This is a genomic window from Nonomuraea sp. IBHARD001 (genome assembly GCF_056106265.1).
Genome location: NZ_JBWBBW010000002.1, coordinates 5,852,004 through 5,866,462 on the forward strand (window position 1 = coordinate 5,852,004; position 14,459 = coordinate 5,866,462).

Annotated in this window: 13 protein-coding genes; 8 read left to right on the top strand and 5 right to left on the bottom strand. The window is 72.9% G+C overall.

Translation table 11 applies throughout. The features are described 5' to 3' along the window. A complete protein-coding gene (locus ACTWNK_RS28835; RefSeq protein WP_474307683.1) occupies positions 1-1,053 on the bottom strand; it encodes a WD40 repeat domain-containing protein in 1,053 nt (350 codons plus the stop codon). Between the two features lie 293 nt (positions 1,054-1,346). On the opposite strand from ACTWNK_RS28835, the gene ACTWNK_RS28840 reads away from it, so the two are divergent. The 4 genes from ACTWNK_RS28840 to ACTWNK_RS28855 all read left to right on the top strand — a co-directional run bounded on the left by ACTWNK_RS28840 (position 1,347) and on the right by ACTWNK_RS28855 (position 3,641). Then, the gene (locus ACTWNK_RS28840; protein ID WP_474307684.1) at positions 1,347-2,114 is read left to right on the top strand and encodes a sirohydrochlorin chelatase; all 768 of its coding nucleotides are present in this window, start codon (positions 1,347-1,349) and stop codon (positions 2,112-2,114) included. 42 nt (positions 2,115-2,156) lie between these two features. Beyond that, a complete protein-coding gene (locus ACTWNK_RS28845) occupies positions 2,157-2,702 on the top strand; it encodes a GNAT family N-acetyltransferase (protein ID WP_474307685.1) in 546 nt (181 codons plus the stop codon). A 116-nt stretch (positions 2,703-2,818) separates the two neighbouring features. Next, positions 2,819-3,220 (top strand): nitroreductase family deazaflavin-dependent oxidoreductase, encoded by a 402-nt coding sequence (locus tag ACTWNK_RS28850; protein ID WP_474307686.1) that lies wholly within the window; start codon positions 2,819-2,821, stop codon positions 3,218-3,220. A 55-nt stretch (positions 3,221-3,275) separates the two neighbouring features. Then, positions 3,276-3,641, top strand: a complete 366-nt coding sequence (locus ACTWNK_RS28855; protein ID WP_474307687.1) for a PH domain-containing protein — start codon at positions 3,276-3,278, stop codon at positions 3,639-3,641. 23 nt (positions 3,642-3,664) lie between these two features. Here the strand turns inward: ACTWNK_RS28855 and ACTWNK_RS28860 are convergent, their stop codons facing one another. Then, positions 3,665-5,101: a PH domain-containing protein gene (locus ACTWNK_RS28860; protein ID WP_474307688.1), complete on the bottom strand. Its 1,437-nt coding sequence runs from the start codon at positions 5,099-5,101 to the stop codon at positions 3,665-3,667. Next, on the bottom strand, positions 5,098-5,640 hold the full coding sequence (locus ACTWNK_RS28865) for a PH domain-containing protein (protein WP_474307689.1): 543 nt from the start codon (positions 5,638-5,640) through the stop codon (positions 5,098-5,100). Before ACTWNK_RS28865 ends, ACTWNK_RS28860 begins: the two co-directional genes overlap by 4 nt. 124 nt (positions 5,641-5,764) lie before the next feature. Here ACTWNK_RS28865 and ACTWNK_RS28870 point away from each other — a divergent pair, with 124 nt between their 5' ends. Then, positions 5,765-7,180 carry a hypothetical protein gene (locus tag ACTWNK_RS28870; protein ID WP_474307691.1) on the top strand — a complete coding sequence of 472 codons (1,416 nt, stop codon included), beginning with the start codon at positions 5,765-5,767 and terminating at the stop codon, positions 7,178-7,180. Here the strand turns inward: ACTWNK_RS28870 and glgA are convergent, their stop codons facing one another. Then, entirely contained in the window at positions 7,181-8,356 is a 1,176-nt protein-coding gene (gene glgA, locus ACTWNK_RS28875) for a glycogen synthase (RefSeq protein WP_474307692.1), read from the bottom strand. It abuts the gene before it with no gap. Between the two features lie 70 nt (positions 8,357-8,426). Between glgA and glgC the strand changes: the two genes are divergently transcribed. Continuing rightward, a complete protein-coding gene (glgC, locus tag ACTWNK_RS28880) occupies positions 8,427-9,662 on the top strand; it encodes a glucose-1-phosphate adenylyltransferase (RefSeq protein ID WP_474307693.1) in 1,236 nt (411 codons plus the stop codon). 42 nt (positions 9,663-9,704) lie between these two features. Next, positions 9,705-12,779 (top strand): ATP-binding protein, encoded by a 3,075-nt coding sequence (locus ACTWNK_RS28885; protein WP_474307694.1) that lies wholly within the window; start codon positions 9,705-9,707, stop codon positions 12,777-12,779. A 64-nt stretch (positions 12,780-12,843) separates the two neighbouring features. Here ACTWNK_RS28885 and ACTWNK_RS28890 read toward each other — a convergent pair whose 3' ends face one another. Continuing rightward, positions 12,844-13,770, bottom strand: a complete 927-nt coding sequence (locus ACTWNK_RS28890) for a TIGR03564 family F420-dependent LLM class oxidoreductase (protein ID WP_474307695.1) — start codon at positions 13,768-13,770, stop codon at positions 12,844-12,846. 91 nt (positions 13,771-13,861) lie between these two features. On the opposite strand from ACTWNK_RS28890, the gene ACTWNK_RS28895 reads away from it, so the two are divergent. Continuing rightward, positions 13,862-14,386, top strand: coding sequence for a TetR/AcrR family transcriptional regulator (locus tag ACTWNK_RS28895; protein ID WP_474307696.1), 525 nt, complete (start codon positions 13,862-13,864; stop codon positions 14,384-14,386). Positions 14,387-14,459 lie beyond the last annotated feature (73 nt).

Consider the following 14,459-nt stretch of genomic DNA (forward strand, 5'->3'; position numbering starts at 1 on the left):
TCACTCCCCCGCCGCGTACCAGGTGAAAGCCGATGATGTGATCGTGTACCTGTCGTTCTGCCGTGCTGTCCCGGTCTCGGTGTCGACGGTGAGCACCCGTACCACCGTCGGCCCGCTTTCCCCTCCGGACTGCGTCTTGACCGTCAGACGGCCCTCGTCCGCCCACTGGGCCTTCCACACGGCCATGCCCGGCTTGAGGCCGAGCGGGATCCGCCTCGACAGCGCCCCGCTGTCCAGGTCGTACAGCCGCAGCGAGACCGGCCCCCTGCCTTCTCCCGCGGTGTTGCCGATCGAGGCCAGCGTCGTGCCGTCGGCCGCCAGGGCCCAGGGCTCGTTCACCGCGACGACCTGCGGCGGTACCCGCCTGGTCGATCCCCCGTCGGTGAGCCGGTGCGCGACCAGTTCGGTGACGTCCCCGGCGCGTTCGCGCGTGGCGAGCACCTCGTCGCCGTCGGCGCTGAAGCCGCGCGGCACGTCCTTGCCGGGCAGCGTGCGGATCACGCCGGTGGCGACCGTGACGACCTTGGTCGACCGGCCCTTGTCGTAGTCGTAGTCGATCAGCACCCTGGTCCCGTCGGGCGAGAGCCAGATCCGCAGGCTCTCGGTGCCGTGGCCGCCTTTGGTCAGCGAGACCGGAAGCTCGCGCACGGCTCCGCCGCTCGCCTTCCTGACGACGATGCGGTGGTCGCGTGCCCGCTCGTAGACGATCCAGCGGCCGTCCTCGCTGATCGCGAACTGGGCGATGTCGGAGCCCTGCCTGCCCTGGCCCGTGATGTCGTTGCGGGCGGCGTCGGCCACGGTGAGTGTGCGGCCGTCGCGCATGAGCAGGCGCCACGATCCGCACGGGTGGTCGACGTCGTCCTTGCCGGTGCAGCCGGCGATCCAGGCGGCGCGGGCCTGCGCGGGGTCGCCGGTGGGCATGAAGGTGGCGGTGGAGGTGATGACGAGGGGCGGTGCGGGGTCGGCGGCTGCCGGAGCCGCCGTCGCACCGATGGACGCGGCCGCGAGCAGAGCGGCGGCGGCCATGGTGGTGGTGCGTGAGGTGTGCCTCATGGGCGTTTTCCTTTCAACTCGCCGTGTTAGACAGCCGCCTTTCACCTCCGGTTGATCACAGCTCAGCCACAGATTGTCCCGCTCTGTCGGTGAGGACGAGGCTCCGGCGCGCGGGAGGGTGAGCCTCTGATGTCCGCCGGGCGAAGTCCGGGCGACCGGGCGGGGGGAGGCTCCGGTGTGCGGCGGTCATTGAACGGCCCGAGTGTCCGGATGCCCGGAAAACACTGAGGTTTGTGATGGAATCGCGCCCGATTTCGGTGATACGGGTGGGGTTTTAGTCATAAATTTGCCCCGTGAGTCTGCCTGTACGTGAACGATCCCCCCGGCCCGGTGGCGGCCGCCATCGGCGGCCCGTTCCCTCCTCCCTTCCCTCGGACGCCCCGGTGCTGCTGCTGGTGACCCCGGGCGAGGCTCAGGGGGTGTCCGCCGAGATCGCCGAGATGGTCAGCGTGGACAACCCCCAGATCGAGGTACGGCTGGCCGCGCTCGGCGCACTGGCACAGGCACTGCCCGAAGGCCGCTCCGCCGTCATCGTGCCGCTGCTGACCTGGCCGGACCCGGCCGTGCTCACCGAGATCGGCAAGGTCGTGGCCTCGGCCGGAGCCGACGTCACCGTCGCCGAGCCGCTCGGCCCGCACCCGCTGCTGGCCGAGGCGCTGCACATCAGGCTCGCCGAGCGCGACCTGGCCAGGCACGACCGTGTGCGCCTGCTCAGCGTCTCCACCCCCGTCGACGCCGTCATCCTGGCCACCCTGGGCGGCGGCCGTGCCGTACACGCCACGCAGGCCACCGCCGTACTGCTGGCCTCCCGGCTCACGCTGCCCGTCGTGGCCGCCTGCCTGGACGGCGAGCCCGGTGTCACGGTCGCGGCCGAGCGGCTGCGCGCGGCCGGTGCCGCCCGGCTGGCCCTCGCGCCCTGCCTCATCGGTCCCGAGGGTCCGGCGGACCTGGCCGAAAAGGCGGCGCAGAGCATCGGCGCCGGATGCGCTCCCCTGCTGGGCTCGCACAGCACGGTCGCCGAGCTCGTCGCGCGTGCTTACGGTAGTCAACTGGCCATCTGACCACTATTGGCAAGATCGTCGCTCAGGCACTAACGTTCGCCCATGAGCAGGGTGGAGTACGCAGGCAAGAGGCTGGGGCTGCGTGATGTCACCCCCCAGGACGTCGACGCCCTGCACGCGGTGTACGGCGATCCGGCCGCGACCGAGCACCTGCCCTTCGATCCGCGCAGCCGTGAAGAGGTCGAACGCATCGTCGAGGAGGCCATCTCCGGCGCCTCGGCCCGGCCGCGCAGGCTCTACGTGCTGGCGGTGCTCGACGGCGACGACGTGCTCGGCGTGGCCAGGCTGCATGTCGAGCACGACCATCCGCACAGCGCCGAGATCGCCATCGGCCTGCGGCCCGACCTGTGGGGCCGGGGCATCGGCACCGACTCCTTCCGGCTGCTGCTGCGCTTCGGGTTCAAGCATCTCGGCCTGCATCGCATCTGGGGGGCGCGTTCGCCCTCCAACACCGCTGCGCAGCTCGCCATGCTGGTCGCCGGGATGGTGGAGGAGGGGCGTATCCGCCATCACGTGTCCACTCCGCTCGGGTGGCGCGACTCCATCGTGCACTCGGCGCTGGAGGACGAGTGGGAGGGCGACCGCTGACCCGCCCTGCGCCGCGGTCGCCGGGTGAGGTCGACGGGTGAGGTCGACGGGTGAATTCGTCGCAAAGAGTCACCGCGAAGGGCGATGCGAGGCCCGATAACGGGTAGGCGCTCCACATGCTTTACGGACCCGAACACGTGCGGCGCTATCTGGAGACCGACGGCGCCGAAGGCCACGACTGGAACGGCACCACGGTGCTCCTGCTCACCACGCTCGGCCGCAAGAGCGGTCAGGAGCGGACCACACCCCTCATCTACCAGCGCCACGGCGACGACCTGGTGATCGTCGCCTCCAAGGGCGGCACACCGGAGAACCCGGCCTGGTACCTGAACCTGCAGGCCGATCCCGAGGTCGAGGTCCAGGTCAAGGGCGACCGCTTCCGGGCCAGGGCGCGCACGGCGGACGCAGACGAGAAGCCGGAGCTCTGGGAGCTGATGGTCAAGACCTGGCCCGCCTACGACGAGTACCAGACCAAGACCGACAGGGACATTCCGGTCGTCGTCCTCACCCGCGACTGAGGCCCCATACGAATCGGGCAAGGAACCCGCCCTTTGCCCGATTCGTTACCCGGATATGGCAGACATCGCGTACGACCGGCGGGAGCAGCTCCAGCAGATCCAGAGCGGCCTGCTTCCCGGCGAGCAGATCATCGCCGTCTACGACGCCATCGGGGCCGGAACCGGGTTCCTCGGCCTGACCGACCGGCGGGTCATCGTGCAGGACAAGTCCTTCGTCGGCAAGAAGATCGCCATCACCAGCATCCCGTTCTCCAAGATCTCGGCGGTGAGCGTGGTGAGCAACAAGTCGTTCGCCGGCTCCTTCTTCTCCTCGGGCGCGATCGCCATCCACGTCGGCACCCACACCTACGAGGTCGAATTCCGCGGCGAGAACAAGGCCCACCACGTCCACAACGTCATCCTGCACTACATCTCAGCCTGACAGCCAAGAACCGCAGCGCCGCACTACCGCTCACCCCGCCCCCGTACCAGGAACGGCGCCAGCAGTCCGGGCACCACCTGTTCGGCCAAGGCCAGGCCGTCGGCGACTGCGACGTCTCGCACCTTGTACATGCCCTTGCCTGCCGCCGTCGTCGCGCCGAGGGTGAGCAGGCCGGTCCGGCGTTGTGAGGGTGATCTGCTCACCGTCCAGCCCACCACGGCGTCACGACTGAGGGCGGCCGTCCGGCGGCGGAGGGAGCCGTGGCGCGTGACGAGGTACGGGCCGGCCAGGGTGTGGCCGAGGTTGCGGTAGGAGTCGAGGGCGTAGGTCAGGCCGAGGGCCAGGGCCACCGGGGCCGCCGCCCAGGCCGCGACGGGCAGCCAGGCCGTCGACACCGCCAGTACGGCGAGCACGGCGGCGGCCGGCCACCAGGCCCGTCCCAGCCTGCGGCGCAGGGCGGAGCGCGGATGCGGCACGAGGGGCGTGTCGAGGGAGCGGCCGAGGAGGTCGGCCGCCAGGCGGTGCGCGCGGGCGCGGGGGGCCGGAGGGAGCAGCGCCGTCGACTGGTCCTCGTCGAGGCCGGTCGCGATGGCGTCGAGCCTGGCCCCGTGGCCCCAGCGCAGCGGGATCGGCTCGGCGATCTCTGCGCCGCGCAGCCTGCCCTCCTCCAGCGAGAGCGACCTGGTCGTCAGCAGTCCGCGCCTGACCAGCAGCGAGCCGTCGCTCTGGCGGGCCAGCCGGAACCGCCACCAGGTCTCGACGTGCAGCGCCAGCGCCCCCGCGAGGCCGACGAGCACGACGACGAACGCCCCCAGCAGGACCGCGGTCACCGGATCGGCCGCGACGACCTGCCACAGGTCGGCCAGGAAGCCCACCTGGCCGGGGTTGATCCCGAGCGCGTCCAGCACCCGGAAGAAGGCCGCGAACGGCGTCAGCCCGATCAGCAGCGCCCAGCTGCTGAGGAAGGCGTAGCCGATCCAGGCGGGTCTCAGCTCGGCCATCGGCGTCTCGGCCTGGTCGGTGCCCGCCAGCAGTCTGGCCCGCAGTTCCCGCGCGTGCCCGGCGGAGATCGCGTCCAGGCGCAGGTCGCCCTCCTTCCTGCCGGTGCCGATCCTGACGACGCTCAGCCCGAGCAGGCGGTGCAGCGGCGGCGCGGTGAGGTCGACGCTGCGTACCCGCTCCCGTGGCGCCGAGCGCCGCCGTCTGAAGATCAGCCCGGACGACAGTTCGACCCGCTCGTCGGTGACCACGAACCGCGTGGTGAGCCATCGGCTGAGCCGGATCCAGCCGAGCACGCCGAACGTGGCGAGCAGGCTGCCCCCCACGATGGCGGCCCGCAGGTCGAACCCGTAGGTCAGAGCGGTCACCAGCAGCGGCGCCAGCGCCCCGAGCAGCCAGGCGACCGCCAGCCAGAGCGTTCGGGGATGCAGTCGCCGGGTGAGGGGGACGGTGGGCGTCATGTCGCGTCTCCGGGCGTGGACTCGGTACGGGTGGACAGGTGGGCGGCCAGGTCGGCGGCCGTCCGATGGTCCAGGGCGGTGATCTTGACGGCGCCCGCGGCCGAAGCGGTGGTCACGGTGACGGCGGCCAGGCCGAAGAGCTGCTGCAGCGGTCCGCGTACGGTGTCGACGGTCTGCACGCGTGACATCGGCGCCACGCGCCACTTCTGCCAGATCCAGCCCGAGGCCGCGTAGACCGCCTCGTCGGTGCTCTCCCAGCGATGCACGCGGTAGCGACGCCTGGGCATCACCAGCACGTAGGCCAGCCCGGGCACGGCGATCACCGCGGCGGGCCACAGGAACCAGGCGGCGGCCACCGGGATCAGCAGCGCGAGCGCCGCAAGCACCAGCACCGGCGGCGCGACGAACACGAGCGCCTGTACGGTCCACCACCCGACGGCCCTGCGGTCGATCGCGTGCCGAGGCGGCCGCAGCTCGTAGCCGTCGAAGTTGGCCTCATCATCAGAAATATATCCAGCTGGCTGATTTTTTGACCGCATGGCCAGATATTAGCATTCGTCACGATTTCCCGTCCCCGGCCGAGCGGCGGGTTGTCCGTTCGGCGCCGTGGCGGGACCCTGGTTCGGCGGGCCGACGGCCCCGGTGGCGGGAAGAAGGGGTGACATGCGGCGTTTCGTAGTGCCTCTGGTGGTCGGCACGAGCCTGGTGGCGGGCTGCTCCGCGGCGATCGGCGCGCCGGAGAGCGCCGGAGCCGACCGCGACGGCCGGGCCATGGCGGACTCGCCCGTGCCGTCGGTGCCGCCGTCGCCTTCGCCGCCCACACCGCCGGGCCGCTCCGCACGCCCGACGCCCAGCCCGATGGCCGCCGCGGCGGGCGCCCTGCTCCCGGTCCCCGTGCCCGGCCTCTCGCAGGCCGCGCTGCCCGCCGTACCCGGGCGGTGTCCCGCGCCGGTCGAAGGGGACGGGTGGCGGGTGCGCGAGGGGGCGGCGCGGTGGCGTGGCGTACACGTGGAGAAGGGGTACGGCGACTACGCCACGCCCGCCGTGGCGGCCGACGGGAGCGTGTGGACGCTCAGGTGGGAGCAGCGCGAGGAGGGGGCGGCGCTGGAGAGCCAGGCGGGTGGCGTGGCGCGCTGGGACCGCGGGGCGCTGAAGGTGTTCGACGTGCCGAGCGTGCGGGGCGAGGGCGCCGACCAGCTGCTGGCGCTGGCCGCCTCCTCGCGCGACAAGGCGTGGGTGGCGGGCGGCACCTACGCGAGCGACAGCAAGGACATCGGCCTGCTGGGCACGTTCGAGAACGGGCGATGGCGCACGACCAGGCTCGCGCCTCCCGCCTCATTGGTGATCGGCTATGCGGGCACCTCGGCCTACGCCCTGCCGGACGGCGGGGCCTGGGTGCTGAACGGCGGCACGGCGCTGCGGTGGACGGGCGCGCGGTGGGAGTCGCACGCGCTTCCCGTGCCCGTCGGCGCGGTGGGTGGCGACGGGGAGCGGGTGTGGGCGGTGTCGGGGCCGCATCCCACGCCGGGCGCGGTGCGGTGGCAGGCGGGCGGCTGGCAGGCCGTCGGGGTGCCGGGGCTCGGCGCGGCGGTGCCCGTCGGCGGGACCTCGCCCCGGATGAGCCTGATGGACGTGGCCGTGCTCGGCGAACGCGAGGTGTGGGTGCTCGGACAGGTGTCGTGGCTGGAGATGGGCCGCCTCAACGAGGAGAACGAGCCCCTTGAGCCCTACCGTGCGGTGCTGCTGCGTTTCGACGGGGCCGGGTGGACGTGCTCGTGGGGGCCCGAGCGGCGCACCTTCACCGAGATCGAGCCGGACGGGCGCGGCGGGCTGTGGCTGCTCGACAGGGGACGCCCCTTCGAGCCGGACGGCGACAGCCTGTGGCACCTGCCGCGCACCGGCGCCTGGGTACGCGAACGCCTGCCCGCGCCGCCCGGCCACCGCTCCCGCATCGCCGGGCTGGCCCGCAGGCCGGGCACGTCCGAGGTCTACGCGGTGGGCTCGGTGACCACGGCACGCGGCGAGGAGACCCGCGCCTCACGCGCGGCCCTCTGGCGCAGCCCCCGAAGCCCTCGCTGACTACCGCCGGAGCAGTTCCTCGTACAGGGCGTGGGTGCGCTCGGCGATCTGGGGCCAGGAGAAGTGCTCGACCGCCCTGGCCCGCCCGGCCCTGCCCAGCGCGTCGGCCCGCTCCGGGTCGGCGAGCAGCGTGTTGACCGCGTCGGCCAGGTCGGAGGCGAAGCGTTCGGGGTCGTGCGGTGTGCCGTCGGCGCCCTGGTCGATCGGGACCAGCAGACCGCTCTCGCCGTCGGCCACCACCTCGGGAATCCCCCCGGTCGCGGTGGCGACGACGGCGGTCTCGCACGCCATGGCCTCCAGGTTCACGATGCCCATCGGCTCGTACACCGAAGGGCACACGAACACGGTCGCGTGCGTGAGCAACTGGATCACCTGGGGCTTGGGCAGCATCTCCCTGATCCAGAACACCCCCGCGCGACCGAGCCCCTCGACCAGCCCGCGCACCTCGTCGGCGATCTCCGGTGTGTCCGGCGCGCCGGCGCACAGCACCAGCTGCGCCTCCGGCGCGAACGACCTGGCCGCGTGCAGCAGGTGCACCAGCCCCTTCTGCCGCGTGATGCGCCCCACGAACAGCACGTACGGCCTGGCCGGGTCGATGCCGTGGCGCAGCAGGACGTCGGTGCCGTGGTCGGGGAGGTACTCGGTGGTGTCGATGCCGTTGTGCACGACCGAGACCCGCTCGGGCGCGATCTCGGGATAGGCGGCCAGGACGTCGCGGCGCATGCCCTCCGACACCGCGATCACCGCGTCGGCCGAGGCCAGGGCGGTGCGCTCGGCCCACGACGACAGCGTGTAGCCGCCGCCGAGCTGCTCGGCCTTCCACGGGCGCAGGGGTTCGAGGCTGTGCGTGGTCACCACGTGCGGCACGCCGTACAACATCTTGGCCACGTGGCCGGCGAAATTGGCGTACCAGGTGTGGCTGTGCACGAGGTCGGCGCCCTGGCAGCCCGCGGCCATCTCCAGGTCGACGCCGAGCACCTGCAGGGCGGCGTTGGCCGCGCCGAGCCCTCCGGGTACGGCGTAGGCGGACACGCCCGGCTCGGTGCGCACGGCGCCGAAGCAGCGCACACGCACGTCGGCCAGCGCCCGCAACTCCTTGGCGAGGTACTCGACATGCACCCCCGCTCCCCCGTAGACCTCGGGCGGATACTCACGGCTCAGCAGATCGACTCGCACGGTGCCGACCTTAGTCGAACTGCGCGTCCGAATGCTGCCTGGTCGTGGCGTTTCGGGGTAGCGTCTGCGCATGACGACGCCCAGGGTTCTCGCAATCGTGCTCGCCGGTGGAGAGGGAAAGAGGCTGATGCCGCTCACCGCGGATCGCGCCAAACCGGCGGTGCCTTTCGGCGGGATGTACCGGCTGATCGACTTCGTGCTGTCGAACCTGGCCAACGGGCACTATCTGAAGATCGTCGTCCTCACCCAGTACAAGAACCACAGCCTCGACCGGCACGTCTCGCGCACGTGGCGGCTGTCGGCGATGCTCGGCAACTACGTGACGCCCGTGCCCGCGCAGCAGCGTCTCGGGCCGCGCTGGTTCGCCGGGTCGGCCGACGCGCTGTTCCAGAACCTCAACCTCATCTACGACGAGCTGCCCGAGCACGTGATCGTGTTCGGCGCCGACCACATCTACCGGATGGACCCGCGGCAGATGGTCGAGCAGCACGTCGACTCCGGCGCCGACGTCACGGTGGCCGCGATCAGGCAGCCGCTGTCGCTGGCCGACCAGTTCGGCGTCATCGAGACCGACCCGACCGGGCGGCGCATCGTGGCCTTCAGGGAGAAGCCCAAGGACGCGGTCGGCCTGGCCGACTCCCCCGACGAGGTGTACGCCTCGATGGGCAACTACGTGTTCAAGACCCAGGCGATGATCGACGCGCTGCGTGAGGACGCGCTCGACCCGGCCAGCAGGCACGACCTCGGCGGCGACATCATCCCGATGCTCGTCAAGTCCGGCAGCGCCCAGGTCTACGACTTCGCCGACAACCTGGTGCCCGGCTCCACCGAGCGCGACCGGGGCTACTGGCGCGACGTCGGCACGCTCGACGCCTACTACGAGGCCCACATGGACCTCATCTCGGCCCATCCGATCTTCAACCTCTACAACGAGCGCTGGCCGATCTACACCGGGCACGACCCGCTGCCTCCGGCCAAGTTCGTGCACAACGACGGCGACCGGGTGGGGCACGCCATCGACTCGCTGGTCTCGCCGGGCGTCATCGTCTCGGGCGGCACGGCCGTGCGCTCGATCCTGTCGCCCCGGGTGTTGCTGCACTCGCACGCGCTGGTGGAGGACTCGGTGCTGATGGAGTCGGTGAAGGTCGGCAGGGGCGCGATCGTCAGGCGGGCCATCGTCGACAAGAACGTGATCATCCCCGACGGCGCGCGCATCGGCTTCGACCTGGAGTACGACCGCACCCGTTTCGCCGTCACGCGCGGCGGCATCGTGGTCATCGGCAAGAACGAGATCGTCGAGAGGTGAGCACAGGTCACGTCCACTCGCGGCCGATGGCAGGCTTGGGGCGTGCGTGTGCTGCTGCTGGGGTCGTTCGAGGTCCATGACGAGGACGGGCGTTTGGTCGAGGTCCCGGGGGCCAGGCTGCGCGCCCTGCTGGCCAGGCTGGCGCTGGAGCCGGGCCGGGTGGTGCCCGTCGACGTGCTCACCGCCGCCGTCTGGGGCGACGAGCCGCCCTCCGGCAGCGCCAACGCGCTGCAGTCGCTCGTCTCGCGCACGCGGCGGCTCGTCGGCTCCTCGGTGATCGTCTCGCACCCTGCCGGGTACCTGTTGGCGGTCGAGCCCGGCGCCGTCGACGCCGTGCGGTTCGAGCGGCTGGTCGGCGCCGGCACGCTCGCCTCGTTGCGGGAGGCCGAAGGGCTGTGGCGGGGACCGGCGTTCGGGGAGCTGGCCGAGCTGCCCTTCGCCCGTCGCGCGGGGGCCAGGCTGGACGAGCTGCGGATCTCGGCCGCCGAGGACCGGCTTGAGCTGGAGCTCGACGGCGGCGGCGACGTCCTGGCCGAGCTGGGGCCGCTGGCCGGGGCGCATCCGCTGCGCGAGCGGCTGCAGGGCCTGCTGATCAGGGCGCTGTATGCCGCCGGGCGGCAGGCCGACGCGCTGGCCGCCTTCGAACGCACACGCGCCACGCTGGCCGACGAGCTCGGCGTCGATCCGTCGGCCGCGCTGACCGAGCTGCACCTGGAGATCCTCAGGCACGACCCCAGGCACCTGGCCAGGCCCAGGACGCGCCCGAACAACCTGCGGGCACAGGTCACCAGCTTCGTCGGCAGGCAGGACGACCTCGCCCGGGTCGGCGCGGCGCTGGCCGAGGCCCGGCTGGTCACCGTCGTCGGGCCCGGCGGTGCCGGCAAGACGCGCCTGGCCGCCGAGGTCGCCCAGCGCGCGGACGAGCTCTCGCCCGACGGGGTGTGGCTGGTGGAGCTGGCCTCGGTACGCGAGCCGCTCGACGTCGCGCACGCGGTGCTGACCGCGATCGGCGCCAGGTCGGAGTACGGCGACGCCGGTGACGCGCTGGCCGAGGCGCTGGCCGGGCGGCGGGCGCTGCTGGTGCTCGACAACTGCGAACATGTCGTGGCCGCCGCCGCCGAACTGACCGACCGGCTGCTCGGCCGCTGCCCCGGGCTGCGCGTCCTGGCCACCAGCCGGGAGTCGCTGGCCGTACCCGGTGAGCGGTTGCATCCGATCGGGCCGCTGCCGTGGCCGGCCGAAGGCGAGGCCGACCCGGGCGCCTATCCGTCGGTGCGGCTGTTCGCCGAGCGTGCCGCCGCGGTGCGGCCCGGGTTCGAGCTGGAGGCGGGCAACGCCGCCGCCGTCGCCGAGATCTGCGCCAGGCTGGACGGCATGCCGCTGGCCATCGAGCTGGCCGCGGCCCGGGTCAGGGCGCTCAGCCCGCAGCAGATCGCCGCCAGGCTCGACGACCGCTTCCGCCTGCTGAACAGCGGCAGCCGTACGGCGCAGCCCCGTCATCGCACGCTGCTGGCCGTCGTGGAGTGGAGCTGGGAACTGCTGTCGCAGGAGGAGCGCGAGCTGGCCGAGGCGCTGGCCGTCTTCCCCGGCGGCGCCACGCTGGAGGCGCTGGAGGCGGTGTGCGAGCTCGCGCCCGCCGATGTGTTCGACGCGCTGGCCGGGCTGGTGGACAAGTCTCTGGCGGAGTTGTCAGGCGAGCGCTATCGCATGCTGGAGACCGTGCGTTCGTACGGGATGCGGCGGCTGGCGCACAGCGGACGCGACCAGCGGGTACGCCAGGCGCACGCCCGGCACCACCTCGCCCTGGCCGAGCACGCCGACCCGCTGTTGCGCGGAGCCGATCAGCTGCGCTGGATCGCCAGGCTCGGCGACGAGCACGACAACGCCCTGGCTGCCCTCCGCTTCGCGGCCGAGCACGGCGACCCCGAACTCGGGGTACGGCTGGCGGCGGCGCTGTGGTGGTACTGGCACCTGCGAGGCATGACCGCGCAGGGCCTGCGCTGGGCGCGCCCGGTGATCGACCTGCCGGGCGAGGTCGCGCCGGGACGCCGGGCGGCACGCCTGGTGCTGCGGGGCCTGGCCCACCTGGAGGACGGCGAGGCCGACGCGGCCGAACACGCGCTGGCCGAGGCCGTCACCTCGGCCGAACCGCCGGACGCCCCGTCCGGGCGGGTGCTCGTCCTGCTGTTCGCCCCCGTCCTGCTCCGCGACCGGGCCGCGGCCGCGCTCGCCGCCGAACGCGCGCTCGCCGGACCGGCCGGCTGGGAGCGTGCGATGACGCTGGTGGCGATGGCCGGGCACGAGCAGGACGCGGCCAGGGCGTTCGAGCTGCTGAGCACGGCCGTGTCCGAGCTCGGGCCGCTGGGCGAGCGCTGGGCGCTGGGCTCGGCCACCCGCATGCTGGCCGGGCACCACGCCCGCAGGGGTGACCCGCAGGCGTCGATCGCGGCCGATCTGGAGGCGTTGCGCCTTTCGCGTGAGCTCGGCGTGCTGGAGGACGAGGCGGGCATCCTGGCCGGGCTCGCCCGCACCCATGCCCGTCTGGGCGAGCTCGGCACCGCCCGGGCGTATGTGCGCACGGCGCTCGACCAGGTCGCCAGGATGAGCCCGCACGAGGACATCGCCCACATCAGGCTGGCCGCCGCCGAGGTCGCCCTGCTGGCCGGGGACAGGCGGGCGCTGGCCGCCGAGCTCGACGCCGCCGGGCGTGCGATCGGCGGGCGCCCGCCCGGCAGCCGGGTGCGCGGCTGGATCGGCTTCCACCGGGCGAGCGCCGCCGTGCTCGACGGCGACGCCGTGCTCGGCCGTGCCCTGCTGTCCGGCGCTCTCGCGCTGGCCGAGGAGGCGGGTGAGCCCGATCTGCAGGCGGGCCTGGCGCACGTGGGCGCGGCGCTCGCCCTGCTGGACGGCGACGCCGGGCGGGCCGCCGTCCTGCTGGGCGCCGCGTCCGCGATCCGGGGGCGGGAGGACCTGAGCGGTTTCGACGCCTCGCTCCGGCCGGGTGAGCGCGCGGAGACCGCACTGGGCGCCGACGGTTATGCCTCGGCCAGGGCGCGGGGGGCCGCCCTGGGACGTGAGGAGGCGCTCCGGCTGGTGCGGGCGTCGGCCACGGGGTGAGCAGCGTCAGTCGTTCGACGCCTGGCGTGCGGTCGTCCAGAAGCGCGAGCTGTCCTGCGCCCTGTCAGTCGTTCGACGCCTGGCGTGCGCTTTTTCTGAAGGCGGCCAGGAGTTCCAGGGTTCTGGCGCGTTCGGTGGCGTCGCCGTACGCGCTGGCTACGAACTCGGTGGCTCCGGCCTTGGCGTAGGCGGTCAGGACGCGTTCCACCTCGCTCTCGTCGCCCGCCACGACGGTCTCGTGCACCCCGGCCCGGCCCTGGCGCTCCAGCACGGCCCGGTAGGCGGGCAGGTCGTTGGCCATGGCGTACTGCTCGGCCACCTTGGCGCGTATGCCTTCGGGGTCGGAGGTGACCGAGACGACCGCCGTGACGACCACGCGCGGGGCCGGGCGTCCGGCTTCGGCCGCGGCCCTGGTCACGATGGGCACGACATGGCCTTCGATCGTCTCGGGGCCGGTCCACACGGTCACCACGCCGTCGGCGAGCTCTCCGGCCAGGCCGAGCATGACGGGGCCGAGCGCCGACAGCAGCACGGGAGGCGCGCTCGCGCCGGGCACCTCGACGCGCCCGACGGCGGTGAGCGCAGGCCCGTGGTGGTCGACGGCCTCGCCGCGCAGCAACGGCCCGAGCACGCCGAGGTACTCGCGGATGTGCGCGGCCGGTCTGGCGTATGACAGGCCGAACAGCCCCTCGACCAGCGGCCGGTGGCTGGGGCCCACGCCGAGCACCAGCCTGCCCCTGCCCGCCGCCTGTGCGGTCAGCGCCTGGCCCGCGAGCACCAGGGGATGGCGCGTGAACGTGACGGTGACGGCGGTGCCGACGTCGATGCCGGGCACCTCCCTGGCGGTGAGCCCGGCCAGGTCGACGGCGTCCCACGCGATGAGCTGGCCGTAGTAGGCGCTGTCGAGCCCGGCGGCGGCGACCCCCCGGGCCTGCTCGACGAGGGCGTCGACGCCGAGCCCTTCGCCGTCGATGTGCATGCCGATGCGCATGTCCCGCTCCTAAAGTGAATCGGACCTTCATCTTCCGGATGAGGACCATACACTAACCTGAATCCGGGATTCCGAAAGGCGGTCCGACCACATGCGTGCGGACGCACGACGCAACAGGGAGCTCATCGTCGCCACCGCGATCGAGCTGTTCACCGAGCACGGCCCCTCGGTCTCGATGGAGGAGATCGCCAAGGCGGCCGGGCTCGGGGTCGGCACGCTCTACCGGCACTTCCCCGATCGGCAGGCCCTGATGGAGGAGATCGCGGCCGACAGCCTCACCCGGCTGCTGGCCGCCGCCGGCGAAACCGGGCACGGCACCGGCTGGCAGGCGCTGGAGGCGATCGCCGAGCGCTGCGCCGACCTGCCGCTCGCCCTGACCAAGTCGCTCGACGCCGCGAGCGCCTCCCACACCGACCTCGGGAGGCTGGCCGACGAGGCGGGCGCGATGTTCGCCTCGCTCGCGGCCAGGGCGCAGGCCGAAGGCTCGATGCGCGACGACCTGACACCCGCCGAGGTCGTCGACCTGCTCAACGTCGCCCTGTGCCGCCCCGGCGCCAGGCCCGGCGACGCGCTCACCACCGTCATCCTCGACGGTCTGCGGAAGCCGCCGCTCTAGGGCCCGCCGTCCGCAGCGGGTGCGGGCACGGGCGGCGGCGCGCCTGGACGTCGTAGGCGTAGTACGGGCGCTC

Coding starts and splice junctions, on each gene's coding strand:
- ACTWNK_RS28835 (WP_474307683.1), bottom strand. CDS start 1,053: ATGAGGCACACCTCACGCACCACCACCATGGCCGCCGCCGCTCTGCTC.
- ACTWNK_RS28845 (WP_474307685.1), top strand. CDS start 2,157: ATGAGCAGGGTGGAGTACGCAGGCAAGAGGCTGGGGCTGCGTGATGTC.
- ACTWNK_RS28850 (WP_474307686.1), top strand. CDS start 2,819: ATGCTTTACGGACCCGAACACGTGCGGCGCTATCTGGAGACCGACGGC.
- ACTWNK_RS28855 (WP_474307687.1), top strand. CDS start 3,276: ATGGCAGACATCGCGTACGACCGGCGGGAGCAGCTCCAGCAGATCCAG.
- ACTWNK_RS28860 (WP_474307688.1), bottom strand. CDS start 5,101: ATGACGCCCACCGTCCCCCTCACCCGGCGACTGCATCCCCGAACGCTC.
- ACTWNK_RS28865 (WP_474307689.1), bottom strand. CDS start 5,640: ATGCGGTCAAAAAATCAGCCAGCTGGATATATTTCTGATGATGAGGCC.
- ACTWNK_RS28870 (WP_474307691.1), top strand. CDS start 5,765: ATGCGGCGTTTCGTAGTGCCTCTGGTGGTCGGCACGAGCCTGGTGGCG.
- glgC (WP_474307693.1), top strand. CDS start 8,427: ATGACGACGCCCAGGGTTCTCGCAATCGTGCTCGCCGGTGGAGAGGGA.
- ACTWNK_RS28890 (WP_474307695.1), bottom strand. CDS start 13,770: ATGCGCATCGGCATGCACATCGACGGCGAAGGGCTCGGCGTCGACGCC.
- ACTWNK_RS28895 (WP_474307696.1), top strand. CDS start 13,862: ATGCGTGCGGACGCACGACGCAACAGGGAGCTCATCGTCGCCACCGCG.